Origin of the sequence: Acidovorax sp. Leaf73, from assembly GCF_916855635.1 — a bacterium.
In the GTDB taxonomy this organism is placed as follows: domain Bacteria; phylum Pseudomonadota; class Gammaproteobacteria; order Burkholderiales; family Burkholderiaceae_C; genus Acidovorax; species Acidovorax facilis.
The window spans coordinates 483,405-507,103 of record NZ_CAKASI010000001.1; the positions used below are offsets into that span (position 1 = coordinate 483,405).

Here is a 23,699-nt window from a genome sequence, read left to right on the forward strand (position 1 = left end):
GCCAAAATGTCAGTTCATGTCCGTCAGCTTGAGCAATACTTTTCTAATGCGCTTGCCGCATCTATTGATGTCGCAGACCTCTCGGAAAAATCCTCTGATGATAAGAAAGCGGCGACGCTTAGCAGGTCTCTCACTGCTTTTTCTATTTGTGGACTGACTGGCGCCTCAATTGCTCAAGCCGCTTCGGCTGTGTTTGACGGAGTAAGGGACCAAGGAATAGATGGGTGTTACTTTGATGAGTCGAGAAACACACTGGTTTTCGTTCAATCCAAGTGGCATTCCAATGGAACAAAGACGATATCCAAGGGGGATATATTAAAATTCTTGCATGGCGTCAGGCTGGTCCTTGCTGCAAACTGGGATTCATTTTCGCCGAAGTTTAAAAACCACAAATCTGCTATAGACCAAGCTTTGTTAAAGCCTGATGTTTCCGTGGTAGTCGCTGTTGCCTTTACCGGTGATAATCCTTTGGGCGAAGAGTGTCGAGAAGTGTTGTCTCAATTTGAGCAGGACCAGAATGCAGTCACAGAGTACTTAACAGTCAAAGTGCTGGATTTAAAAACTTTGCACCGGTACTTCCGTACGGCAACTCTTTCAGCTCAACCCCCATTTACAGCAATGCTGCTTGATTGGGGGCAGTCGATGGAGCCGTATCAAGCGCTATACGGAAGAATATCTTGCACGGATCTCGCGAAATTGTATGCTGACGTGGGTGAGTCATTGTTTGAGCCAAACATTAGATCTTTTCTGGGGGATGGGGAAGTTAATAACCAAATCGTCGCCACGCTGGCAACTAAACCGGAAGAGTTTTGGTATTTAAATAACGGAGTAACTGCAATTTGCACCCAGTTCTCTAAAACTGCGTTCGGGGGCGACACTCGGCAGGCGGGTACGTTCGTGTTTCAGGGAATTCAGATTGTAAATGGCGCTCAAACAGTCGGGTCCATTGCGAAAGCCTCGGAAAAGTATTCGGGGAACTTGGCTAAAGCGTTTGCAATGATAAAAGTAATATCACTAGAAGGAGCGCCCCTTGGTTTTACGGATGTGGTTACGGTCGCAACTAACCGCCAAAACAAAGTTGAAGAAAAAGACTTCCTAGCGCTTGATCCTAATCAAACTAGGCTCAAAAATGAACTTCATTCAAAAGGCGTGCAATACGTTTTTAGGTCTGGCGAAAATGTTATCGATACAGCGAAAGGCTTTGATGTGCAAGAAATGATGATCGCGCTCGCTTGCGCAGATCCTTCTGTCTCGCAGTCAGTCATCGCTAAGAGAAATGTGGGTTCTCTACTTGACCGGAAGTCTTCTAGTTACAGTTCTCTATTCAAGTCAAGCATCACGGGTGAGGAAGCTTGGTCTGTAGTTCAGCAAGGACGGAGGGTTGATCATTCAATACAACTTCGCCAGCTTGCAGCAACGCAGAGAAAAAAGCAAATACTCATTCATGGTAATAGGATAATTTCTTGGGCTGCATTTAATATTGGCGGGCAAAAGCTTATCGCTAATTCAACAAAGCTAAGCGATTTTATCGATCAATCAGTAATTTATATTGAGGATTTTATTAAAACAAATTATCCAGATTCATATCTGGCAGTCTTCTTTAAGAATTCTCAGAAATGTGCAGAGCTGTCAAAATTTTTGAGTGAAGCTAAATTCGTCAAAGCCTGAATTTAGCTCTCAACCCAATTTTTCGGTTTAAATTGGGTCAAAGTTCAGTCTTGCCCGGCCAAAGTAGACCGCATAGCATCCCTGTCAAGCGCCCACCCCCATGAGGTGCTGCACATAAACATGACAGGAGACAAGCCTTGCCATCCACCCGCTGGAGTCACTGCGGCACTGAAGACCTGAGCGTCTTGCAGACCATCTTCTGGTCCGCAGGCGCGTCGCGCAATGCGCTGGCGCAGCGCTTGGCCCTTTCCAAGAGCAAGGCCAACGCCATGGTCGCGGCGCTGCTCGATGAAGGCCTGCTCGACGAGGTGGGCCTGCAGGAATCCTCTGGCGGCCGACGGGCCGAAACCCTGCGTTTAAGCGAAACCCTGGGCGTGGTGATTGGCGCCGACCTGGGCGCCACCAGCATGCAAATAGCCATCATGCGGCCCGACATGACGGTGCTGGCGCGGCACCGCGAGCCCATTGATGTGCGCCAGGGGCCGGGCGTGATCCTGGCGCGGGTGCGGGGGCTGATGCGGGAGCTGCTGGCGCGCTGCGGGCTGGCGCCTAACCAGGTGATTGCCATTGGCATGGGCGTGCCGGGGCCGGTGGATTTTGAAAGCGGGCAGCTCGTCAACCCGCCGCTGATGCCCGACTGGGACGGCTTTTCCATTCGCGACTACCTGCGCGAGGCGTTTGCCGCGCCGGTGTTTGTGGACAACGACGTGAACCTGATGGCGCTGGGCGAGATGTACCGGCTGCAGCGCAATCTGCCCAACTTTCTGGTCATCAAGGTGGGCACGGGCATTGGCTGCGGCATTGTGTGCCACGGGCAGGTGTACCGGGGCGCCAATGGCTCGGCGGGCGACGTGGGCCATATCTGTGTGGACCAGCACGGCCCGCGCTGCCACTGCGGCAACCAGGGTTGTGTGGAGGCGATGGCTGCAGCGCCCGCCATGGCGCGCATGGCCACTGAGGCCGCGCAGCGCGGCGAGAGCGCACTGCTGGCGGAGCGGCTGCAGAGCACGGGCATGCTGACGATTGAAGACGTGGCCCAGGCCAGCCGCACGGGCGATGTGGCGGCCAACGCCATCATCCAGCGCGCGGGCAGCCTGGTGGGGCAGATGCTGGCGTCCATCGTCAACTTCTTCAACCCGTCGCATGTGTTCATTGCGGGGCGGGTGACGGACATGGGGCCGCTGTTCCTCGCGTCGGTGCGGCAGAGCGTGTACCACCGGTCGCTAGCGCTCTCTACGCGGCACCTGGAGATTCAATACGCGCCGCTGGCCGACGATGCCGGTGTGGTGGGTGCGGGCGTGCTGGCGATGCAGGAGAGCCTGTCGCGTGCGGGTTCGGTGACGGGTGCGGGCGCTGGAGCAGTTGTAGGAACAGGGGCAGCGCGATGAGCGTAGCCGTCGAGTTCCGCAATGTGACCAAGGAGTTTGGTCCCGTGCGCGTGTTGCACGGCGTCGGCTTTGCGCTGCAGCCGGGCCGGGTGTACGGCCTGCTGGGCGAGAACGGCGCGGGCAAGTCCACGCTGATGAAGATTCTGGCGGGGTACGAGAGCCCGACCACCGGCGAGGTGGTGGTGGACGGCGCGGTGCGCGCCCCGGGCGGCGGATCGCGCGCGGCCGAGGCGCAGGGCATTGTGCTCATCCACCAGGAGTTCAACCTGGCGGACGACCTGACGATTGCGCAGAACATCTTTCTGGGCCACGAGATCAAGCGCGGGCTTTTTCTGGATGACAAGGCGATGCGCGAGAAGACGCGCGAGGCGCTTGCCAAAGTGGGCTTGCCGCTGGACCCGGACACGCGGGTGCGCAAGCTCATCGTGGCCGAAAAGCAGTTGGTGGAGATTGCCCGTGCGCTGGCCCGCAATGCGCGCCTGCTCATCATGGACGAGCCCACCGCCACGCTGACCCCCGGCGAGACGGAGCGCCTGTTTGCGCTGATGGCCGGGCTCAAGGCTGCGGGCGTGACCATCATCTACATATCGCACAAGCTCGACGAGGTGGAGCGCACCACCGACGAGGTGGTGGTGATGCGCGACGGCCTGCTGGTGGCGCGCGAGCCCACGGCCAGCGTGACGCGGCGGCAGATGGCCAACCTGATGGTGGGGCGTGAGCTGGCCGATTTGTTCCCGCCCAAGCGGCCTGCGCCTGCGGGTGGAGAGCCCGCCATCAAGGTGCGCGGTCTCTCGGTGCCGGGCTGGGCAGAGGAGGTGAGCTTTGACGTGCGGCGTGGCGAGATTCTGGGCTTTGCCGGGCTGGTGGGCGCTGGCCGCACCGAGCTGTTCGAGGGCCTGCTGGGCCTGCGCCCGCGTTCGGCCGGCACGGTGGAGCTGGCGGGCAAACCGGTGAATTTGAAAAGCCCGCGCGATGCGGCGCGCCACGGCCTGACGTACCTGAGCGAAGACCGCAAGGGCAAGGGCTTGCACGTGCACTTCAGCCTGCGGCCCAACCTGACGCTGATGGCGCTGGAGCGGTACGCCAAGCCCTGGCTCGACCCGGCGGCCGAGCAGGCCGCGCTGCGCGATGCGGTGCAGGAGTTCGGCATCCGCACCGGCTCGCTGGAGGTGCGCGCGTCGTCGCTGTCGGGCGGCAACCAGCAAAAGCTGGCGCTGGCCAAGGTGCTGCACCCCGGCCCCAGCGTGGTGGTGCTGGACGAGCCCACGCGCGGCGTGGACGTGGGCGCCAAGCGCGAGATTTATCACCTGGTGCAGCGCCTGGCAGAGCAGGGGCTGGCTGTTGTGGTGATTTCGTCTGAACTGATGGAGCTGATCGGCCTGTGCCACCGCGTGGCGGTGATGCGCGCCGGGCGGCTGCAGACCACGCTGCAAGAGCCAAATTTGACCGAAGAGGAGTTGATTGCACATGCCACAGGTACCCGCTGAAAACGCACCCACCGCAGCGGCTGCCGCAGCACCCGCTGTGCCCGGTGCAGGCCGCCACGGCGGCGCCACGGCCTGGTGGGGCAAGCTGCACGGTCTGGGCCCGGTCATCGGCCTGGTGCTGCTGTGCGTTGCCGGCACGCTGCTCAACAGCAACTTTGCTACTTACGACAACGTGATGAACGTGCTCACGCGCACGGCCTTCATCGGCATCATCGCGGTGGGCATGTGCTTTGTGATCATCTCGGGCGGCATCGATTTGTCAGTGGGGTCCATGGCGGCGCTGATCGCGGGCTCGGTCATCTTGTTCATGAACGCGATGGCGCCCGTGCTGGGCTCGCCGATGGCGGCCGTGGTGGTGGGCATGCTGCTGGCGGTGGTGCTGGGCGCGGTGTTCGGGCTGGTGCATGGGCTGCTCATCACCAAGGGGCGTATCGAGCCCTTCATCGTCACGCTGGGCACGCTGGGCATCTTCCGCGCCTACCTCACGTATTTCTCGAACGGCGGGGCGATCACGCTGGAGAACGATCTGTCGGACATCTACAGCCCGGTGTATTACGCCAACCTGCTGGGCGTGCCCATCCCCGTGTGGATCTTTCTGCTGGTGGCTGTCATCGGCGGCGTCATCCTGAACCGCACGGCCTATGGCCGCTATGTGCAGGCCATCGGCTCCAACGAGCAGGTGGCGCAGTACGCGGCGGTAGATGTGCACAAGATCAAGATCCTCGCGTACATGCTGCTCGGGGTGTGCGTGGGCATCGCCACACTGCTGTATGTGCCGCGCCTCGGGTCCGCATCGCCCACCACGGGGCTGCTGTGGGAGCTGGAGGCGATTGCCGCGGTCATCGTGGGCGGCACGGTATTGAAAGGCGGGGCGGGCAGTATCACCGGCACGGTGGTGGGCGCGATCCTGCTCTCGGTCATCAGCAACATCCTCAACCTCACCAGCATCATCAGCGTGTACCTGAATGCGGCGGTGCAGGGCTTCGTGATCATTGCCGTAGCGTTCATGCAGCGCGGAAAACGGTGATGGATTTTCTGGATTGGTTTTCTCGGTAGGTCGTTTGACTTTCGTGTTCCCCAGCCGGCCAGCTTCCATGGCCATATTCCAAAGCAACAGGAGACAACGCATGAACAGCCAACTTTCTTTCACCCGCCGCCTGGCCCTCTCGGCCGTGGGCGCCGCCGCCTTCGCATTGGCCGCCCCCGCCATGGCGCAGGCCAACAAGACGGTGGTGGGTGTGGCCATTCCGTCGGCCACGCACGGCTTTACCGGCGGCATCGTCTACTGGGCCAACCAGGCCAAGAAGGACCTGGAGAAGGCCCACCCCGGCCTGCAGGTCATCGTGAAGACCGCAGGTGGCGCGCCCGAGCAGGCCAACCAGCTGCAAGACCTGGTGACGGTGAACAAGATCAATGCACTGGTGATCTTCCCGTTCGAATCCGCCGCGCTGACCAAGCCCGTGGCCCAGGTCAAGGCCAAGGGCGTGTACGTGACGGTGGTGGACCGGGGCCTGACCGACACCAGCGCGCAGGACGCGTATGTGGCGGGTGACAACACGGCGTTCGGCAAGATTCCGGCCGAGTACATCGCCAAAGCGCTGGGCGGCAAGGGCAACGTGGTGGCCATGCGCGGCATTGCGACCACGCTGGACAACGAGCGCATGGACGCGTTCAACAGCGTGCTGAAGAACCACCCCGGCATCAAGCTGCTGGACGCCAAGTACGCCAACTGGAACCGCGACGACGCCTTCAAGGTGATGCAGGACTACCTGACCCGCTTCCCGCAGATCGACGCCGTGTGGGCTGCCGACGACGACATGGCCGTGGGCGTGCTCAAGGCCATCGAGCAGGCCAAGCGCAAGGACATCAAGCTGGTGTTCGGCGGCGCGGGTGCCAAGGGCATGATCAAGACGCTGATGGACGGCAGCAACCCGCTGATCCAGGCCAACGTGTCGTACAGCCCCAAGTTCATCTACGACTCGATCAAGCTCACGGCCGAGGCGCGGATCAAGGGCGAGAAGCTGCCCGCCAACACCATCATTCCGTCGGTGCTGATCACGAAGGAAACGGCGAAGGACTTCTACTTTCCTGATTCGCCGTTTTGATGGCGTCAATGTGAGTCAAGTTGCCTGATCAGGAACATCCCTCAGATGAGGACATCAGCCCGTGCACCCGCAGCGGCGCTGGGGGTTGACCCCCTCTCCCCTCGCGGGAGAGGGTGGGGGAGAGGGGGGCTGCATTCCGCGCCGCGCCCGTTTCACTCCCCCCTCTCCCCGGCCCTCTCCCACCAGGGGAGAGGGTGTGAGGGGCGATCTGAGATGTGTGAAAAATCAAGCCAAATTGGCATCTAGCGCTTATCCAGTAAGCGCTAGCAGCTATTGAAAATATAGCTTATAGCCGCTTCGAACCTGCAACCCAACGTCCCTTGGAGCCGCCATGCCAAGACCCGTCACCCTCTTCACCGGCCAGTGGGCCGACCTGCCGCTGGCAGAACTCGCGCCCCTGGCCAAAAGCATGGGCTACGACGGCCTGGAGCTGGCCTGCTGGGGCGACCATTTCAACGTGCGGGAGGCGCTGTCGTCGCCCCAGTACGTCAAAGACAAACACGCATTGCTGGCCCAGCACGGCCTGCAGTGTTTTGCCATTGGCAACCACCTGGTGGGCCAGGCCGTGTGCGATCTGATCGACGAGCGCCACCAGTCCATCCTTCCGCCCCATGTGTGGGGCGATGGCAAGCCCGAGGGTGTGCGCCAGCGCGCTGCTGCCGAGCTGGCCGACACGGCGCGCGCTGCCGCGAAGTTTGGCGTGAAGACAGTGACGGGCTTCACCGGCTCATCGGTGTGGCATTCGATCTATGCCTTCCCGCCCACCACTCAGGAATATTGGGACAAGGGCTTTGCTGATTTTGCGAAGCGCTTTGGCCCCATCCTCGATGTGTTCGAAGCGCACGACATCAACTTTGCACTCGAAGTGCACCCCACCGAGATCGCGTTCGACATCGCCTCGGCCGAGCGCGCGATTGCAGCCGTGGGCAGCAACAAGCGCTTTGGCTTCAACTACGACCCCAGTCACCTGGCCTACCAGGGCGTGGACTACGTGAAGTTCATCCGCCAGTTTGCCGGCCGCATCTACAACGCCCACATGAAGGACGTGTGGTGGGGCAAGGGCGATGGCACGGTGGGCACCTTTGGCGGGCACACCAGCTTTGGCGATGCGCGGCGCAACTGGGACTTTCGCAGCGTGGGGCGCGGGATGATCGATTTCGAATCCATCATCGTCGCGCTCAACGACATCGGCTACCAGGGCCCGCTTTCCGTGGAGTGGGAGGACAGTCGCATGGACCGCGTGCACGGCGCCACGGAGAGTGCGGCGTTCTGCAAGCGGCTCGACTTCAAGCCCGCTGCCGGCGCGTTCGACGCCGTGTTTGCGCGCGACAAGCAGGCCTAGCCGCACGCCGTCCACAAAACCGAAAACAACAACACACAGCGAGCAAAGGCGTTTCGTATGTCCAGTCCCCAAAAGCTCCGCTACGCCATGGTCGGCGGCGGCCACGGCGCCTTCATCGGCGCGGTGCACCGCAAGGCCATGGCGCTCGACGGCCAGTTCGAGCTGGTGGCCGGTGCGCTGTCATCCTCGCCCGAGCGGGCCCGCGCATCCGGCGCCGAACTGGGTCTGGCGGACGACCGCAACCACGGCAGCTGGCAGGACCTGCTGGCCGACCAACTGCGCCGCCCCGCACATGAGCGCATCGACCTGGTGAGCATCGTCACCCCCAACCATGTGCACCACCCGGTGGCCCTGGCGTTTGTGCAGGCGGGCTTCCATGTGGTGTGCGACAAGCCGCTGGTGCACACCAGCGCGCAGGCCGACGAGCTGGTGGCCGCCGTGAAGAGGGCGGGCACCGTGTTCGGCGTGACCTACAACTACACCGGCTACCCCATGGTGCGCGAGGCGCGCCACCTGGTGCACAGCGGCGTGCTGGGCCAGCTCCGCAAGATCACCGTCGAATACAACCAGGGCTGGCTGGCCACCGCAGTGGAAGAGGGCGGCGCCAACAAGCAGGCCGACTGGCGGCTGGACCCGGCGCGCAGCGGCAGCGCAGGCACCCTGGGCGACATCGGATCACACGCCGAAAATCTGGCCGCCACCGTCACCGGCCAGCACCCCGCCTGGGTGTGTGCGGACCTCACCACCTTTGGTGCCGGGCGGCAGCTGGACGACGACGCCCAGCTGCTGCTGCGCTACGACAGCGGCGCACGCGGCTTCATCGTGGCATCGCAGGTGGCAGCGGGGCTGGAGAACGACCTGCGCCTGCAGGTCTCGGGCACGCTGGGCACCATCACCTGGCGGCAGGAAGAGCCCAACCAGCTCATCCACTCCCCCGTGGACGGCCCGCGCCGCATCCTCACGCGCGGCTCGCCGTGGCTGTGCGAATCGGCGCGGCGCGCCGGGCGCATCCCTGCGGGGCACCCCGAGGCGTTCATCGAAGCCTTTGCCAACATCTACCTGGGTGTGGCGGCCGACATCCGCGCGCGTGCCGCTGGCTGCGCGGCCGACCCTTTGGCGGCCGACTATCCGCGCGTGGAAGATGGTGCCGAGGGGGTGCGCTTTATCGAAAAGGTGGTGGAGTCCGCTGCGAGCGAGCGCAAATGGACCGCATTGGCCCACTCTGCTGGCCCGAATGTTTGAATCAGATTGGCCCTTAGCGCTTGTCAGGAAAGCGCAGACAGCTATCTATTTGTGAGCGTTTGACGGGCCGTCTGCAGCCGTTGGTCAGTTGCCTGCCAGCTGAAACCGCTGGTCAAAGTTCATCTTGCCCAGCACACGCAGTGCCGCCGTGCGGGTGGCGTTGTCCACCTTGCTGATGTCCAGGCTGTAGCGCTTGGCGGTGGACACCACGTCCACGCTTTTGGGGCCCCACTGCACCGCGACCAGCAGGGCGGGGCGCTGGCCCGCTTCGGCACCCACCGACACACCGCGCTGCTCGGGCCGCAGCATGAATTCCAGCCGGGGGGTACGTACCAGGGTGAGGCGGTGGGCGCCCTGTGGGCCCAGCGCGAATGAGACGACCCAGTCGTCTTCGTCTTCCACCGTCAGAAATGGGACATGCTGCGGAGCGGCCATGGTGAGGGTGCTGTGGGTTGACGGGCGGGCGGATGGGCCGCCGTGGTGCGCAGCCCGGGTGCGGGCGGCCGCCAGTATGCCGTTGCAAAAGCTGTGCCGAGGTCGGGAGAACCCGAGGTTGGGCGCATCCAACGCGCTGGTGGCGTTGTCAGGCTGGTGCAAGCTGGTGTGGGGCGGGCTGGCGTTGCGCTCGCTCAGGCTGTCTTGAACGGGCTGCGTTCGTGCAGTTCGCTCAGGTACTCAGCCACCCCGGCGCCTTCGCGCTGCAGGAACCGCTCCACCGCGTCGGCAAAAGCCGGGTGCGCCAGCCAGTGGGCGCTGGTGGCTTGCACAGGCAGCAGGGCGCGGGCCATCTTGTGCTCGCCCTGGGCGCCGCCCTCAAAGCGGATCACGCCGTGCTCGATGCACCACTGCAGTGGCTGGTAGTAGCAGGCTTCGAAGTGCAGGCAGTCCACGCGCTCCAGCGCGCCCCAATACCGGCCGTAGGCCACAATGTTTTGGTCTTTTTGGCTGCCAGCGCTGGATGGTAAAGCGCTGATAGCTATCAAACTGCTAGCAATTGGCTGGCCGTCGCGCTCGGCCACAAACAGCAGCCAGGCCTCGGGCATGTGGGCCGCCATGCGGGCGAAGAAGTCCCGCGTGAGATAGGGCGGGTTGCCGTGTTCGAGGTAGGTGCGTTCGTAGCAGCGGTAGAAAAAATCCCAGTCGGCTGCGCTGATGTCCGCACCACGCGACGAACGGAAGCTGACCCCGGCATCCGCCACGCGGCGGCGCTCCTGGCGGATCTTCTTGCGCTTGTCCTGGGAGAGGCTGGCAAGGAAGTGGTCGAAGTCTTTGAAGGGTTGGCCCGAGCCGCCGCCGGGCAAGGTGCTGTCGGGGGAGGGTGCATCAGACGCAGCGGGGAGCGTGGGGGCAACGTTCTCGCCGCCGCCGGGCCGCCCCAAGGCGGTGAGGGCCCCCTCGGGGGGCAGCGAACCACGCGCAGCGGGGAGCGTGGGGGCCACATTCTTCCAATGAAATTGAACGGTGTGCCGCAGCATCAGGTCTTGCTGCGCACTGGTCAGCACGTCGTCGTCGCTGGCAAACAGGATGTGCACGGACGACACGTTTTCGTCCTCGCACCACTGGCACACGGCCTGCACCAGCAGGGCGCGTGCAGCATCGTCACGGGCCAAAAGGCGGCTGCCCGGCACGGGGGTGAAGGGCACGGCGATCACGGCCTTGGGGTAGTAGGGCACGCCGTGCTGTTCGTAGGCGCTGGCCCAGGCCCAGTCGAACACGTACTCGCCGTAGGAGTGGTTCTTGAGGTACAGCGGGCAGGCGGCAATCAGGGTGTCGCCCTCCCACAGGGTCATGAAGCGCGGCGCCCAGCCGGTGCGTGGGGTGGCGCTGTCGCTGGTCTCCAGGGCGGCCAGGTACTCGTGGCGCATGAAGGGCGTGGGGTGGCTTTGCTGGGCCAGCAGGGTGTTCCAGGCCGCAGCATCCACGTCCAGCGCAGTGGCAAGTACGCGGGCGATAATGGCAGATTCAGCCATGCACGCCCCGGTTTTGTTTTGCAAGCTGCGGGCCCGTGTGGGCGGTGTTCAACCTGGCCGCAGGGGCCGATTCCAGTTCCATGACGCTCTCCATTTGCACTGCGCAGCTCAACTTTGTTGTGGGCGATATGCCCGGCAACGCCCAAAAGATCATTGCGGCGGCCCGCGAGGCTTATGCCCAGGGCGCCCGTTTGCTGCTGACGCCTGAGCTGGCGATTTGCGGCTATGCGGCCGAAGACCTGTTCCTGCGCCCCGCCTTCATTGCGGCCTGTGATGATGCCGTGAAAACCGTGGCCCGCGAGACTGCGGGGTTGAAAGGCCTGGCCATCGTGCTGGGCCACCCGCAGGCCGTGGCGCCCGATGCTCCGGCGTTCAGCGCTTGCTTCAATGCCGCCAGCCTGCTGCGCGATGGGCAGATCGAGCAGACCTATGCCAAGCGCGAACTGCCCAACTACCAGGTGTTTGACGAGCGCCGCTACTTTGTGGCGGGCGACAAGCCTTGCATCTTCGAGGTGGAAGGCGTGCGCGTGGGGGTGCTGGTGTGCGAAGACGCGTGGTTTGCCACCCCTGCACGCGATGCTGCCGCAGCGGGGGCACAAATGCTGGCGGTGATCAATGCATCGCCTTTCCACCTGGGCAAGAGCGCCGAGCGCGAAGCCACCATGCGCGAGCGTGTGGCCGAGACGGGTTTGCCGCTGGTGTACGCGCACCTGGTCGGCGGGCAGGATGAGGTGGTGTTTGAAGGCCGCTCGTTCGCGCTCAACGCCGATGGCTTGGTGGCCTGCCGGGGGCCAGGTTTTGAAGAAAAACTGGTGTTTGCGCAGGTCCATCAAGTGCAATCAGCTATCAAAATTGAAGCAGAGGTGGCCCCGGAGAAAAGCCTGGAGGCCGACCTGTGGGATGCCCTGGTGCTGGGCGTGCGCGACTATGTGGGCAAGAACGGCTTCCCCGGTGCGCTGCTCGGGCTGTCGGGGGGCATCGATTCGGCCCTGGTGCTGGCGATTGCCGTGGATGCGCTGGGGGCCGACAAGGTGCGCACGGTGATGATGCCTTCGCCCTACACGGCCGACATCAGCTGGATCGATGCGCGCGACATGGCCGAGCGCCTGGGCGTGCGCTACGACGAGATCTCCATCAAGCCGCAGTTCGAGGCCTTCAAGGCCGCACTGGCCAGCGATTTTGCAGGGCTGCCCGAAGACACGACCGAAGAAAACCTGCAGGCGCGCATCCGGGGCACGCTGCTCATGGCGCTGTCCAACAAGTTCGGCTCCATCGTGCTCACCACGGGCAACAAGAGCGAGATGTCCACGGGCTACTGCACGCTGTACGGTGACATGGCAGGGGGCTTCGCCGTGATCAAGGACGTGGCCAAGACCCGCGTGTTCGACCTGGCCCGCTGGCGCAACGCCAACGACCCGTATGGCACGGGCGCCAGTCCGATTCCAGAGCGCATCATCACGCGCCCGCCCAGCGCCGAGCTGCGGCCCGACCAGAAAGACCAGGACAGCCTGCCGCCCTACGAGGTGCTGGACGCCATCGTGGCGCGCTACATGGAGAACGACGAGCCCATCGAGTCCATCATCGCCAGCGGCTTTGAACGTGCCGATGTGGAGCGTGTCACGCGCCTCATCAAGCTCAACGAGTACAAGCGCCGCCAGGCGCCGGTAGGGATTCGCGTCACGCGCCGCAGCTTTGGCAAGGACTGGCGTTACCCTATCACCAGCAAATTCAGGGCGTGACGCTTCGGCGCTGCGCTTTCAGCCCCCATTTTTTTACATCCTCCAGGAGACCCGCCATGAAAATGATCACCGCCGTCATCAAGCCCTTCAAGCTCGAAGAAGTCCGCGAAGCCCTGGCCGAGTGTGGCGTGACCGGTCTCACCGTGACCGAGGTGAAGGGTTTTGGCCGTCAAAAGGGCCACACCGAGCTGTACCGTGGCGCCGAGTACGTGGTGGACTTCCTGCCCAAGGTCAAGGTCGAGGTTGTCGTGAAAACCGAGGACGTGGACCGCTGTGTGGACGCCATCGTGAATGTGGCCCGCACCGGCAAGATTGGCGACGGCAAGATTTTTGTGACGGCTGTGGAGCGTGTGGTGCGTATCCGTACTGGGGATCTGGACGACGCGGCTGTGTAAGGCTCCCCCCTGAGTCGCTGCGCGCCTTCCCCCTGAGGGGGACGCCACCAGTGGCCTGGCAAAGCCAGTTCCACGGTGGCGCTGGCCTTGCGCTGCGCCAGTTTTTGAAGGCCGTTAGATTACCGAGCGCAGCGGGACGGGCGCTTGGTCGGGGCCGGCGTCTTGCACCAGCGTGCGCAGCAGTGCCTCGGCATCGGTAGAGGCGTGCAGCAGGCCCATCTGCCATTCGCCCATGAAGCCGCTGGCCACGCTGGTCTGCAGAAAGCCCAGCAGGCCGTCGTAGTAGCCGGCCACATTGAGCAGGCCCAGGGGCTTGTCGTGGTAGCCCAACTGGCGCCAAGTCCACACTTCAAACAGTTCTTCAAAAGTGCCGATGCCGCCGGGCAGGGCCAAAAAGGCATCGCTGCGCTCGGCCATCATGGCCTTGCGTTCGTGCATGGTCTGCACGATGTGCAGCTCGTCGCATTGGCGGTTGGCCAGCTCTTTATCGACCAGCGCCTGGGGAATCACGCCCACCACGCGCCCGCCCGCAAGCCGAGTGGCTTCGGCCACCGTACCCATGAGGCCGCTGCGGCCGCCGCCATACACCAGCTGGCCGCCGTGCTGGCCAATCCATTGGCCCACCGCTTTGGCAGCGTCGGCAAAGGCCGCGTTCTCGCCAGGTCGCGAGCCGCAATACACACACACGGAAAAAGTCGGTTCAGCCATGGAAAATCCTCTGAAAAACCGCTGCACCCCAGATGCCCGCGCACAGCAGCAAGGCCAGCAGCACGGCAGCGCTGCCCATGTCCTTGGCGCGTTTGGAAAGGTCGTGCCACTCGGGGCCGATGCGGTCGATGGCGGTTTCGATGCCGGTGTTGAGCAACTCCACGATCATCACGATCACCACAGAGCCTGCCAGCAGCGCGGTTTCTACCCAGCTTTGCCCCAGCCAGAGAGACGCGGGCAGCAGCACCATGGCGGCAATGGCTTCCTGGCGGAATGCCTTTTCGTTCCAGCCTGCGCGAAGGCCTTCGATGGAGTACCCCGCAGCGTGCCAGATGCGGTTCAAGCCCGTGCGGGCCTTCTGGGGGTTGGCGGGCGCGGAGGACTCGGGTGGGGACAGGGGCATAGGGATATTGTGTCGCAGCCGCATGACAGCGGGCGTTGCAGCCTGCGCGCGGGTGCTACTTTTTCGGAAGCTCGAAGTGCACCAGGCGCGTGCCTGCCAGGGCGTCGTGCCAAAACTGCCGCTCTGGATGAAAGCGGCTCAGGATGGCCCAGATGGCAACCCAGCCGAACAGCAGCACCAGCACTTCAATGGCCGAGACCCCCAACAGATAGGCTGCCAAGGGCGGCAGGAACCACACCCAGCTCAGCAGGTAGCGCAGCAGCGCACGCGCCTGGGTGATGGGTTGCCCGGCGGTGTCCACCACACGGATGAGCCAGGTCTTTTGAGCCAGGGTCTGGCCTTTGGCCCAGAACCAGGTGAAGTAAATGCCAAACACCACAAACAGAAAGGCCTGCAGGGCGTGCCGGTTGTCCAGGGCGTGGCGGGTTTGGCTCAGGGTGCCGAACAGGTAGCCTGCAATGAAGACCACCCCGAACATGAGCATGCCCTCATACAGCCAGCAGGCCATGCGGCGCCACAAATTGGGCGTGGGGCCGAGGGCGGCGGAAGAGGTCTTTGCAGAGAGGGATGCCTGCGGTGCAGGGGCGGGAGGGGTGGCGGTCATTCCAGAGGGCGAAAGCAAGGCGGAGAGTGTCGGCCAGCGACGGGACTACTGAGGATACAGGCCGGAGTTGTCGGGAGTGACCATGGGCGCTGTTGTCGCAGGTGTTTCTGCGGAACCTGCGCCCAGAGGGGGGAGTGCTGCCGGTACTGCCACCGGAATCGAGACGGGCGCCGTCTCGACCACGTTGGAGGCCGGATTTTGTGTGGGCACGCCGGTCGCCGGGGGCGCCGTGGGGGTGACCGGTGCCGCCACACGGGGGGCGCTGTGGTCGAGCACGGGCGGAATCTTCGGTGCGTTGGGGCGGCTGGGGTTGGCCTGCGTGGCCGCCGGAACCTGGGCCAGCTTCTTGGGCGACACGGGGCGCAAGGCCGTGGCGGCGCCCTTGGGCTTGGGGGCGGCACGCGCAGCCAGCGCACGTTTTTCCTCGTCGGATAGCGCCTGGTAGGCCTCCCACTGGGCGCGTTTGTCGTCGCGGGCAAGCCGGTTGGTGACTGCATAGTTCAGCCGGGCCTGGTTGCGCTGCTGTGCGCTCAGGCTGGCCCAGTCCGTCATGCGGTCATGAAATTTGGCCTGTTCTTCTTCAGGAAGCGCCGAGAAGTTGGCGGCCAGCGCAAGCCAGCGGCGCTTTTGCGCTTCGCTGATGAGCGCCCAGCGCTCTGCCAGTGGGTACAGCGCCAGTTTCTGGGGCGTGGTCAGGGTTTCCCAGCCCGGGCCGGTCTCGACCTGTGGCACTGCCATGGTGCCAGGCCGGGTGGACGTGCGGGCATTGTTGGGGCTGGCCACCGCAGCTTCAGCCCCCGCAGGCAGCAGGGTGCCGGGTGCCATGCGCATCTGTACCAGCACCTGGCCACCCACCGCTGCGAGCACGCCCAAGAGCGCCAAAGCCAGCACGAAGGCTGGCAGGGCAGGGGAAGCGTCGGGTGAACTTGGGTGCATGCAGTACGCGGTCGGGGGCGGGGCTCAGTTCGACGGGGCAGAGGTTTTGAGGAATTGTACGAAGCCAGGGTCAGCGTAGGCTGCTGGTGGCAAATCGTCGGTCAAAAGGGCTGCATCGACTTCGGCCAGGTCATTGGCGCTGCTTTCGTCCTGGGCAATGTTGATGACCACCAGCCCCACCACCAGTGCCATCAGCGGAACGGCAGACACCAGTGCATTCCACCAGCCGCCACCCTCGTTGCCGCCACGGCCCAGCGTGGCACTGCCACCCGCATGCACCACAACGGGTGCCGCCAGACGCACCGGCACGGTGTCTTTCTTGCGCTTGGCAAGGGCTTGCATGCGCGAGGCGCGCAGCCGTTCGGAAATGTCGTAAGGCAATTCGTCGGTGCCGCTGGACAAGCGCGCCGTGACGCGCAGTGCAAAGCGCTCTGCCGCAGCTTCTGCCTGTGTCGATGGGGTCTGTACGGTGTTCATGGCTCGATTCCTTTGGCCTTCAGTGCCTTGCTGAGGGTTTGTATGGCACGAAAACAGTGCGTTTTGACGCTGCCTTCGGAGCAGCCCATGGCGGCTGCCGTTTCTGCTACATCCATTTCTTCCCAGTAACGCATCAGGAACGCTTCCCGTTGACGTGGGGGCAGCTCGGCAATCTCGGCTTCGATCCCGTGAAAGATCTGCGCCCGCCGGGTCAGATCCTCGGCGCTCTCTGCCCGTTCCCCATTTTCCGGTCCTGAATACGCTTCAAGCAGATCAAAATCCATGCCATCTTCGCCGGGACCTTCAAAGTCGCTCATGCTCGAAAACAGTGCATTGCGGGTTTTCTGGCGGCGAAACCAGTCCAGCGTGCAGTTGGAAAGTATGCGCTGGTAGAGCATGGGCAGCTCAGCCGCTGGCTTGTCACCATAGTGCTCTGCCAGCTTGAGCATGCTGTCCTGCACGATGTCGAGCGCCGCTTCCTCATTGCGAACGTGGTAGACCGAGCGCTTGAATGCGCGCTTTTCTACACTTTTGAGGAAGTCGGAGAGTTCTCGTTCGGTTGCCAAGACGGGTCAGCCCGGGAGGGGATCGGTGCCGGTGAGTTCACAAAAATGTGGCTATCCGGCACGTGGAGCCTTTGATTATCGCATCCGCCGGGGTTTTTTTCGGGGGATGGCAGTTTTACATGTGTTGCAGTGCGATAATCACCACTGCAATTCAAAGGCAAACGGGTCACGGTCCGGCGCGGCAATCATCCCGCCCATGTCCTTGGCCTCAAGTTCCAAGCTGGCTTCACAAGAGCGCGTGTTAGGAGCACCCAAGGTTTTTCGTCAGAGAAATTCACAAAGGTTGATCGATCATGGAAATCTCCAAGGCTGAAATCTCTTCAGCGGCCGCTGCTTCGCAGGGCAACACCTCCCCCGCTTCCGCTGCTCAGGACCTCATGGGTTCCGAGATCCTCATCAAGTCGCTTCAGGCTGAGAACGTCCAGTACATCTGGGGCTATCCCGGCGGTGCAGTTCTCTACATCTACGACGCGCTCTACAAACAAGACACCATCCAGCACGTGCTGGTGCGCCATGAGCAGGCCGCCGTGCACGCTGCCGACGGCTATGCCCGCGCCACGGGTGAAGTGGGCGTTGCGCTGGTCACATCCGGCCCAGGTCTCACCAACGCAGTGACCGGTATCGCTACGGCGTACATGGACAGCATCCCGATGGTGATCATTTCCGGACAGGTGCCCACGCCCGCCATCGGGCTGGATGCCTTCCAGGAGTGCGACACGGTCGGTATTACCCGCCCCATCGTCAAACACAATTTCCTCGTCAAGGACCCGCGCGATCTGGCCATGACGATGAAGAAGGCCTTCCACATTGCCCGCACCGGCCGCCCCGGCCCCGTGGTGGTGGATGTGCCCAAGGACGTTTCCTTCAAGAAGGTGCCGTACAGTGGCTATCCACAAAGCGTGGAAATGCGCTCGTACAACCCTGTGCGCAAGGGCCATGGTGGTCAGATTCGCAAGGCGCTGCAACTCCTGCTGGCGGCCAAGCGTCCCTACATCTACACCGGCGGTGGCGTGCTGCTGGGCAATGCCACCAATGAGTTGCGCACGCTGGTGGACATGCTGGGCTACCCGGTCACCAACACGCTGATGGGCCTGGGTGCATACCCCGCATCGGACCGCAAGTTCCTGGGCATGCTGGGCATGCACGGCACCATCGAGGCCAACAACGCCATGCAGAACTGCGACGTGCTGCTGGCTGTGGGCGCGCGTTTTGATGACCGCGTGATCGGCAACCCCAAGCACTTTGCGCAGAACGACCGCAAGATCATCCACGTTGATATTGACCCGTCGAGCATTTCCAAGCGCGTGAAGGTCGATATCCCGATCGTCGGCGACGTCAAGGACGTGCTCACCGAGCTGATCTCCATGATCCGCGAGAGCAGCACGCGCCCTGACTCGGGTGCTCTGGCCGCCTGGTGGGACACCATTGAAGGCTGGCGCAAGCGCGACTGCCTCAAGTACAGCATGGGCAGCCCAGACGTCATCAAGCCCCAGTACGTGGTCGAAACGCTGTGGAACATGACCAAGGACGCGGACACCTACATCACGTCCGACGTGGGCCAGCACCAGATGTGGGCCGCGCAGTACTACCGCTTTGACGAGCCACGCCGCTGGATCAACTCTGGCGGCCTGGGCACCATGGGCGTGGGCATCCCGTACGCCATGGGCATCAAGTTGGCAAAGCCGCAGTCCGAGGTGTTCTGTATCACTGGCGAAGGCTCTGTGCAGATGAACATCCAGGAGCTGTCCACCTGCCTGCAGTACAACACGCCGATCAAGATCTGCTCGCTGAACAACCGCTACCTGGGCATGGTGCGGCAGTGGCAAGAGATCGAATACTCCGGCCGCTACAGCCACAGCTACATGGACGCGCTGCCCAACTTCGTGAAGCTGGCAGAGGCGTACGGCCATGTGGGCATGTTGATCGAGAGTCCCAAGGACGTAGAGCCCGCTCTGCGCGAAGCCCGCAAGCTCAAGGACCGCACCGTGTTCATGGACTTCCGAACAGACCCCACCGAGAACGTGTTCCCGATGGTCCAGGCCGGCAAGGGCATTACCGAGATGCTGCTGGGGTCGGAAGACCTTTAATTTAGCATCAAATTGGCCTTCAGCGCTTGTCCATCAAGCGCTACCAGCTATCGAATAGATGGCATTCACTTTTTTGACGAATCTATTGCCTGCCAAGCCCGTGCATTACCGTGCACGGGGGAGGGCAGCGAAAAGAGGAATCTGCACCTATGAAACACATCATTGCCGTTCTGCTGGAAAACGAACCCGGTGCGCTGTCGCGTGTTGTGGGCCTGTTTTCTGCCCGTGGTTACAACATCGAATCGCTCACCGTGGCGCCCACTGAGGATCCATCGCTCTCGCGCATGACGATCCAGACCACGGGCTCCGACGATGTGATCGAACAGATCACCAAGCACCTGAACCGCCTCATTGAGGTCGTGAAGGTGGTGGATCTCACCGAAGGTGCCTACACCGAGCGCGAGCTCATGATGGTGAAGGTGCGCGCGGTGGGCAAGGAGCGCGAGGAGATGAAGCGCATGGCCGACATCTTCCGTGGCCGCATCATCGACGTGACCGAGAAGAGCTACACGATTGAGCTGACCGGCGACCAGTCGAAGAACGACGCTTTTCTGCAGGCCATTGACCGCACCGCCATCTTGGAAACCGTACGTACGGGTGCCAGCGGGATCGGCCGCGGCGAGCGCATCTTGCGCGTGTAAGACAATTCACCCCGTTTTTCCCATTTCAACCCCCAACAACGCATTTCAACCGGAGCGACCCATGAAAGTTTTCTACGACAAAGACACCGACCTGAGCCTGATCAAAGGCAAGACCGTGGCCATCATCGGCTACGGCTCGCAGGGCCATGCCCACGCACAAAACCTGAACGACAGTGGCGTGAAGGTCGTGGTCGGCTTGCGCAAGGGCGGTGCATCGTGGGACAAGGTCGGCAAGGCTGGCCTGACGGTTCTGGAAGTCAACGACGCCGTCAAATCCGCTGACGTGGTCATGATCCTGCTGCCCGACGAAGACATCGCAGCCGTCTACAAGAACAACGTCGAACCCAACATCAAGCAAGGCGCCTCGCTGGCCTTTGCCCACGGCTTCAACGTGCACTACAACCAAGTCGTGCCCCGTGCTGACCTGGACGTGTGGATGGTGGCGCCCAAGGCCCCTGGCCACACCGTGCGCAACACCTACACCCAAGGCGGCGGCGTGCCCCACCTGGTGGCCGTGCACCAAGACAAGTCCGGCAAGGCCCGTGACTTGGCCCTGAGCTACGCAGCTGCCAACGGCGGCGGCAAGGCCGGCATCATCGAGACCAACTTCAAGGAAGAAACCGAGACCGACCTGTTCGGCGAACAAGCCGTGTTGTGCGGCGGTGCCGTCGAGCTGATCAAGATGGGTTACGAAACCCTGGTTGAAGCCGGCTACGCCCCTGAAATGGCCTACTTCGAATGCCTGCACGAGCTCAAGCTCATCGTGGACCTGATCTACGAAGGTGGCATTGCCAACATGAACTACTCGATCTCGAACAACGCCGAGTACGGCGAGTATGTGACCGGCCCCGAAGTGATCAACGAGCAGTCGCGCGCCGCCATGCGCAATGCCTTGAAGCGCATCCAGAACGGCGACTACGCCAAGATGTTCATCCAGGAAGGCCGCCTGAACTACCCATCGATGACGGCTCGCCGCCGCAACACGGCCGACCACAGCATCGAAAAGGTAGGCGGCCAACTGCGCGCCATGATGCCTTGGATCGCCAAGAACAAGCTGGTCGATCAGACCCGCAACTGATTCTCCATCGCTGGAGCATTACGAGGCCACTTCGGTGGCCTTTTTCGTTGGCGGTCGGTCCTGTTGGCAGGCGCTACACTGCGACCTTCGCCTTGATGGCGCGCGGCGATCTGTCTGTGCAGCGGGAATTGCCGGATACTATAAATTTAATAGCTGCTCACGCAATATGGGCAAGCGCTGGAGGTCAATTTAATGCATGACGGCAATGAATCCACCGACAACCCCGGTGTGATGGTGCGCAAACGGCGCAAGGGCATCTACATCCTGCCCAACCTGTTCACGCTGGCGGCATTGTTTGGGGGCTTCTATTCGATCGTGATGGCCATGAATGGCCGTTTCGACATGGCGGCCGTGGGCGTTTTTTGTGCGATGGTGCTCGACAGTCTTGATGGCCGGGTAGCGCGCATGACCAATACCCAGAGCGCGTTTGGCGAGCAGATGGATTCGCTCTCCGACATGGTGTCCTTTGGAGCGGCGCCTGCCCTGATCGCCTATGAATGGTCCCTCCAGGGGCTGGGCCGCTGGGGCTGGATTGCCGCATTTGTGTACTGTGCCTGTGCCGCGCTTCGCCTGGCGCGCTTCAATGTGAATACCGGCGTGGTGGACAAGCGCTATTTTCAGGGGCTGCCTTCGCCAGCCGCTGCAGCTTTGGTGGCGGGGTTCATCTGGCTGATGACCGAGCTGGGCGTGCATCCTGGTGAAGACCACTGGCTGACCTGGAGTCAGACGACCTGGATCATGTTCGCATTCACGCTGTACGCGGGGCTCACCATGGTGACCAATGTGCCGTTCTACAGCTTCAAGGATGTGCAGATGAAGAAGAGCGTGCCTTTTGCAGCTATTGTGCTGATCGCGCTGGGCATTGCCATCATCAACATCCACCCGCCCATCGTGCTATTTGGCGTGTTCGTGTTCTACGGCCTGAGCGGTTACGGCGTGTACGCTTGGCGCAAGGCCAAAGGGCAGCACAGCAGCGTGATCAGCACCTCGACGGACGAACCGGACGAACGTGGATTGCACAAGTGATTGGAATGATGTCTGGCCAGTTGTGCTACATTGCACCGCATGAATGCGTTTGCACTGGCTCTACTGCTACCTCCCTACGGGCGGAGACAGTAGGCGCACGCGCACACTTTTTCCACAAAGGCCCGTATGCACCCGCAACGGGCCTTTTGTTTTGGGCGCCAGATTTTTAGTGTTGCGGGCCAATTCCACCCCACCAGTATCAGGAGAAACAACATGGCTGACAAACTCATCATTTTCGACACCACCTTGCGCGATGGCGAGCAGTCCCCCGGCGCCTCGATGACCAAGGATGAGAAGCTGCGCATTGCCCGCCAGCTGGAGCGCCTGAAGGTGGACGTGATCGAAGCCGGTTTTGCGGCCAGTTCGAACGGCGATTTCGAGGCGGTACAGGCGATTGCCAATGCCATCAGGGAGTCCACCATCTGCTCGCTGTCGCGCGCCAATGACCGCGACATTTCCCGCGCAGCAGAAGCGCTTGCAGGGGCGAACAGCGCGCGCATCCATACGTTCATTGCCACCAGCCCGCTGCACATGGAAAAGAAGCTGCGCATGACGCCAGAGCAAGTGCTGGAGCAGGCCAAGCAGTCGGTGCGTTTTGCGCGCAACCTGGTGGGAGATATTGAGTTCAGCCCCGAAGATGGCTACCGCAGCGACCCAGACTTCCTGTGCCGCGTGCTCGAAGCTGTGATCGCCGAAGGTGCCACGACCATCAATGTGCCCGACACCGTGGGCTATGCCATCCCCGAGCTGTACGGCAACTTCATCAAGACCCTGCGCGAGCGCATCCCCAACAGCGACAAGGCAATCTGGTCGGTGCACTGCCACAACGACCTCGGCATGGCCGTGGCCAACTCGCTGGCTGGTGTGAAGATTGGCGGCGCGCGCCAGGTGGAATGCACGATCAATGGTCTGGGTGAGCGCGCTGGCAACTGTTCTCTCGAAGAGGTGGTGATGGCGGTCAAGACCCGCCGCGACTATTTCAACCTCGATCTCAACATTGATACCCAGCACATCGTTGCGGCCAGCCGAATGGTCAGTCAGACCACGGGGTTCGTGGTGCAGCCGAACAAGGCCGTGGTGGGGGCCAATGCCTTTGCGCACGCCAGTGGTATCCACCAGGATGGCGTACTCAAGGCGCGCGATACCTACGAAATCATGCGTGCCGAGGATGTGGGCTGGAGCGCCAACAAGATCGTGCTGGGCAAGCTCAGCGGCCGCAACGCCTTCAAGCAGCGCCTGCAGGAACTGGGTGTGAGCCTGGACAGTGAAACCGAAGTCAACACCGCTTTCACGCGTTTCAAGGAACTTGCCGATCGCAAAAGCGAGATTTTTGACGAGGACATCCTGGCGCTGGTGAGTGATGAGAGCGTGACCAGCGAAAGGGAACAATATGGCTTTGTCTCTCTGTTCCAGCAGAGCGAAACGGGTGAGCACCCCCGAGCACGCATCGTCTTTACGGTAGATGGCCAGGAGGTGCGGGGCGAGTCCGAAGGAAACGGCCCTGTGGATGCCTCGCTCAAGGCCATCGAATCGCATGTGAAGAGTGGTGCGGAGATGGTGCTGTACTCGGTGAACGCCATCAGCGGCTCGACAGAGAGTCAAGGCGAGGTCACCGTGCGCCTGCAGAACAGTGGCCGCGTGGTCAACGGCGTGGGAGCAGACCCCGATATCGTGGTCGCTTCGGCCAAGGCCTATCTGAGTGCGCTGAACAAGTTACAAAGTAAAGCTGACCGGGTGGCTGCACAGGGTTGAATGATCAATTTATAATTTCATTCACTTTCTTGGAAAGTCGCGCAAGGTATTGATCTTGCGCGACTTTTTTTGATTCTGTACACTG

At 62.1% G+C, this 23,699-nt stretch carries 22 protein-coding genes; 14 read left to right on the plus strand and 8 right to left on the minus strand.

What is annotated here, in order from left to right; all coding sequences use genetic code 11:
* Positions 1-6 precede the first annotated feature (6 nt).
* From LPA35_RS02360 to LPA35_RS02390, 7 genes are all read left to right on the plus strand, one after another.
* Positions 7-1,668, plus strand: a complete 1,662-nt coding sequence (locus tag LPA35_RS02360) for an AIPR family protein (RefSeq protein ID WP_228894842.1) — start codon at positions 7-9, stop codon at positions 1,666-1,668.
* A gap of 137 nt (positions 1,669-1,805) precedes the next feature.
* Positions 1,806-3,056 (plus strand): ROK family transcriptional regulator, encoded by a 1,251-nt coding sequence (locus tag LPA35_RS02365; RefSeq protein ID WP_370641330.1) that lies wholly within the window; start codon positions 1,806-1,808, stop codon positions 3,054-3,056.
* Complete coding sequence (locus LPA35_RS02370; protein WP_370641331.1) at positions 3,053-4,543, plus strand: sugar ABC transporter ATP-binding protein; 1,491 nt, start codon at positions 3,053-3,055, stop codon at positions 4,541-4,543. The genes LPA35_RS02365 and LPA35_RS02370 overlap by 4 nt, the downstream gene beginning before the upstream one ends.
* Positions 4,524-5,570, plus strand: coding sequence for an ABC transporter permease (locus LPA35_RS02375; RefSeq protein ID WP_228894844.1), 1,047 nt, complete (start codon positions 4,524-4,526; stop codon positions 5,568-5,570). The genes LPA35_RS02370 and LPA35_RS02375 overlap by 20 nt, the downstream gene beginning before the upstream one ends.
* Before the next feature lie 100 nt (positions 5,571-5,670).
* Positions 5,671-6,648 (plus strand): substrate-binding domain-containing protein, encoded by a 978-nt coding sequence (locus LPA35_RS02380; protein ID WP_121506725.1) that lies wholly within the window; start codon positions 5,671-5,673, stop codon positions 6,646-6,648.
* Positions 6,649-6,979: 331 nt separating this feature from the next.
* Positions 6,980-7,990, plus strand: a complete 1,011-nt coding sequence (locus LPA35_RS02385; protein ID WP_228894845.1) for a sugar phosphate isomerase/epimerase — start codon at positions 6,980-6,982, stop codon at positions 7,988-7,990.
* Between the two features lie 57 nt (positions 7,991-8,047).
* Complete coding sequence (locus LPA35_RS02390) at positions 8,048-9,232, plus strand: Gfo/Idh/MocA family protein (protein WP_228894846.1); 1,185 nt, start codon at positions 8,048-8,050, stop codon at positions 9,230-9,232.
* Between the two features lie 84 nt (positions 9,233-9,316).
* On the opposite strand, the gene LPA35_RS02395 is transcribed toward LPA35_RS02390, so the two are convergent.
* Entirely contained in the window at positions 9,317-9,829 is a 513-nt protein-coding gene (locus LPA35_RS02395; RefSeq protein WP_228894848.1) for a hypothetical protein, read from the minus strand.
* A gap of 32 nt (positions 9,830-9,861) precedes the next feature.
* The gene (locus LPA35_RS02400; protein WP_228894849.1) at positions 9,862-11,202 is read right to left on the minus strand and encodes a GNAT family N-acetyltransferase; all 1,341 of its coding nucleotides are present in this window, start codon (positions 11,200-11,202) and stop codon (positions 9,862-9,864) included.
* Positions 11,203-11,282: 80 nt separating this feature from the next.
* On the opposite strand from LPA35_RS02400, the gene LPA35_RS02405 reads away from it, so the two are divergent.
* On the plus strand, positions 11,283-12,941 hold the full coding sequence (locus tag LPA35_RS02405; protein ID WP_228894851.1) for an NAD+ synthase: 1,659 nt from the start codon (positions 11,283-11,285) through the stop codon (positions 12,939-12,941).
* A gap of 56 nt (positions 12,942-12,997) precedes the next feature.
* Complete coding sequence (locus LPA35_RS02410) at positions 12,998-13,336, plus strand: P-II family nitrogen regulator (RefSeq protein WP_007857855.1); 339 nt, start codon at positions 12,998-13,000, stop codon at positions 13,334-13,336.
* Between the two features lie 114 nt (positions 13,337-13,450).
* Here LPA35_RS02410 and LPA35_RS02415 read toward each other — a convergent pair whose 3' ends face one another.
* Genes LPA35_RS02415 through LPA35_RS02440 form a run of 6 tightly spaced genes read right to left on the minus strand, consistent with a single transcriptional unit; the run spans position 13,451 to position 17,030 of the window.
* Positions 13,451-14,044, minus strand: coding sequence for a TIGR00730 family Rossman fold protein (locus LPA35_RS02415; RefSeq protein ID WP_228894852.1), 594 nt, complete (start codon positions 14,042-14,044; stop codon positions 13,451-13,453).
* Positions 14,037-14,447, minus strand: coding sequence for a diacylglycerol kinase (locus tag LPA35_RS02420; protein ID WP_055393766.1), 411 nt, complete (start codon positions 14,445-14,447; stop codon positions 14,037-14,039). The genes LPA35_RS02415 and LPA35_RS02420 overlap by 8 nt, the downstream gene beginning before the upstream one ends.
* A 55-nt stretch (positions 14,448-14,502) precedes the next feature.
* Positions 14,503-15,051: an RDD family protein gene (locus tag LPA35_RS02425; protein WP_055393768.1), complete on the minus strand. Its 549-nt coding sequence runs from the start codon at positions 15,049-15,051 to the stop codon at positions 14,503-14,505.
* A gap of 45 nt (positions 15,052-15,096) precedes the next feature.
* Positions 15,097-15,987: a DUF3106 domain-containing protein gene (locus tag LPA35_RS02430; protein ID WP_121419804.1), complete on the minus strand. Its 891-nt coding sequence runs from the start codon at positions 15,985-15,987 to the stop codon at positions 15,097-15,099.
* A gap of 24 nt (positions 15,988-16,011) precedes the next feature.
* The gene (locus LPA35_RS02435; protein ID WP_121506719.1) at positions 16,012-16,464 is read right to left on the minus strand and encodes a DUF3619 family protein; all 453 of its coding nucleotides are present in this window, start codon (positions 16,462-16,464) and stop codon (positions 16,012-16,014) included.
* The gene (locus tag LPA35_RS02440) at positions 16,461-17,030 is read right to left on the minus strand and encodes an RNA polymerase sigma factor (protein ID WP_121419806.1); all 570 of its coding nucleotides are present in this window, start codon (positions 17,028-17,030) and stop codon (positions 16,461-16,463) included. The genes LPA35_RS02435 and LPA35_RS02440 overlap by 4 nt, the downstream gene beginning before the upstream one ends.
* A gap of 293 nt (positions 17,031-17,323) precedes the next feature.
* Here LPA35_RS02440 and LPA35_RS02445 point away from each other — a divergent pair, with 293 nt between their 5' ends.
* From LPA35_RS02445 to LPA35_RS02465, 5 genes are all read left to right on the plus strand, one after another.
* A complete protein-coding gene (locus LPA35_RS02445) occupies positions 17,324-19,117 on the plus strand; it encodes an acetolactate synthase 3 catalytic subunit (protein WP_121506718.1) in 1,794 nt (597 codons plus the stop codon).
* A gap of 149 nt (positions 19,118-19,266) precedes the next feature.
* The gene (gene ilvN, locus LPA35_RS02450) at positions 19,267-19,758 is read left to right on the plus strand and encodes an acetolactate synthase small subunit (protein ID WP_007857867.1); all 492 of its coding nucleotides are present in this window, start codon (positions 19,267-19,269) and stop codon (positions 19,756-19,758) included.
* A gap of 61 nt (positions 19,759-19,819) precedes the next feature.
* Positions 19,820-20,836: a ketol-acid reductoisomerase gene (gene ilvC, locus LPA35_RS02455; protein ID WP_055393779.1), complete on the plus strand. Its 1,017-nt coding sequence runs from the start codon at positions 19,820-19,822 to the stop codon at positions 20,834-20,836.
* A 192-nt stretch (positions 20,837-21,028) separates the two neighbouring features.
* Positions 21,029-21,862, plus strand: a complete 834-nt coding sequence (pssA, locus tag LPA35_RS02460) for a CDP-diacylglycerol--serine O-phosphatidyltransferase (protein ID WP_055393781.1) — start codon at positions 21,029-21,031, stop codon at positions 21,860-21,862.
* A gap of 213 nt (positions 21,863-22,075) precedes the next feature.
* Positions 22,076-23,614 carry a 2-isopropylmalate synthase gene (locus tag LPA35_RS02465; RefSeq protein WP_121419808.1) on the plus strand — a complete coding sequence of 513 codons (1,539 nt, stop codon included), beginning with the start codon at positions 22,076-22,078 and terminating at the stop codon, positions 23,612-23,614.
* Positions 23,615-23,699 lie beyond the last annotated feature (85 nt).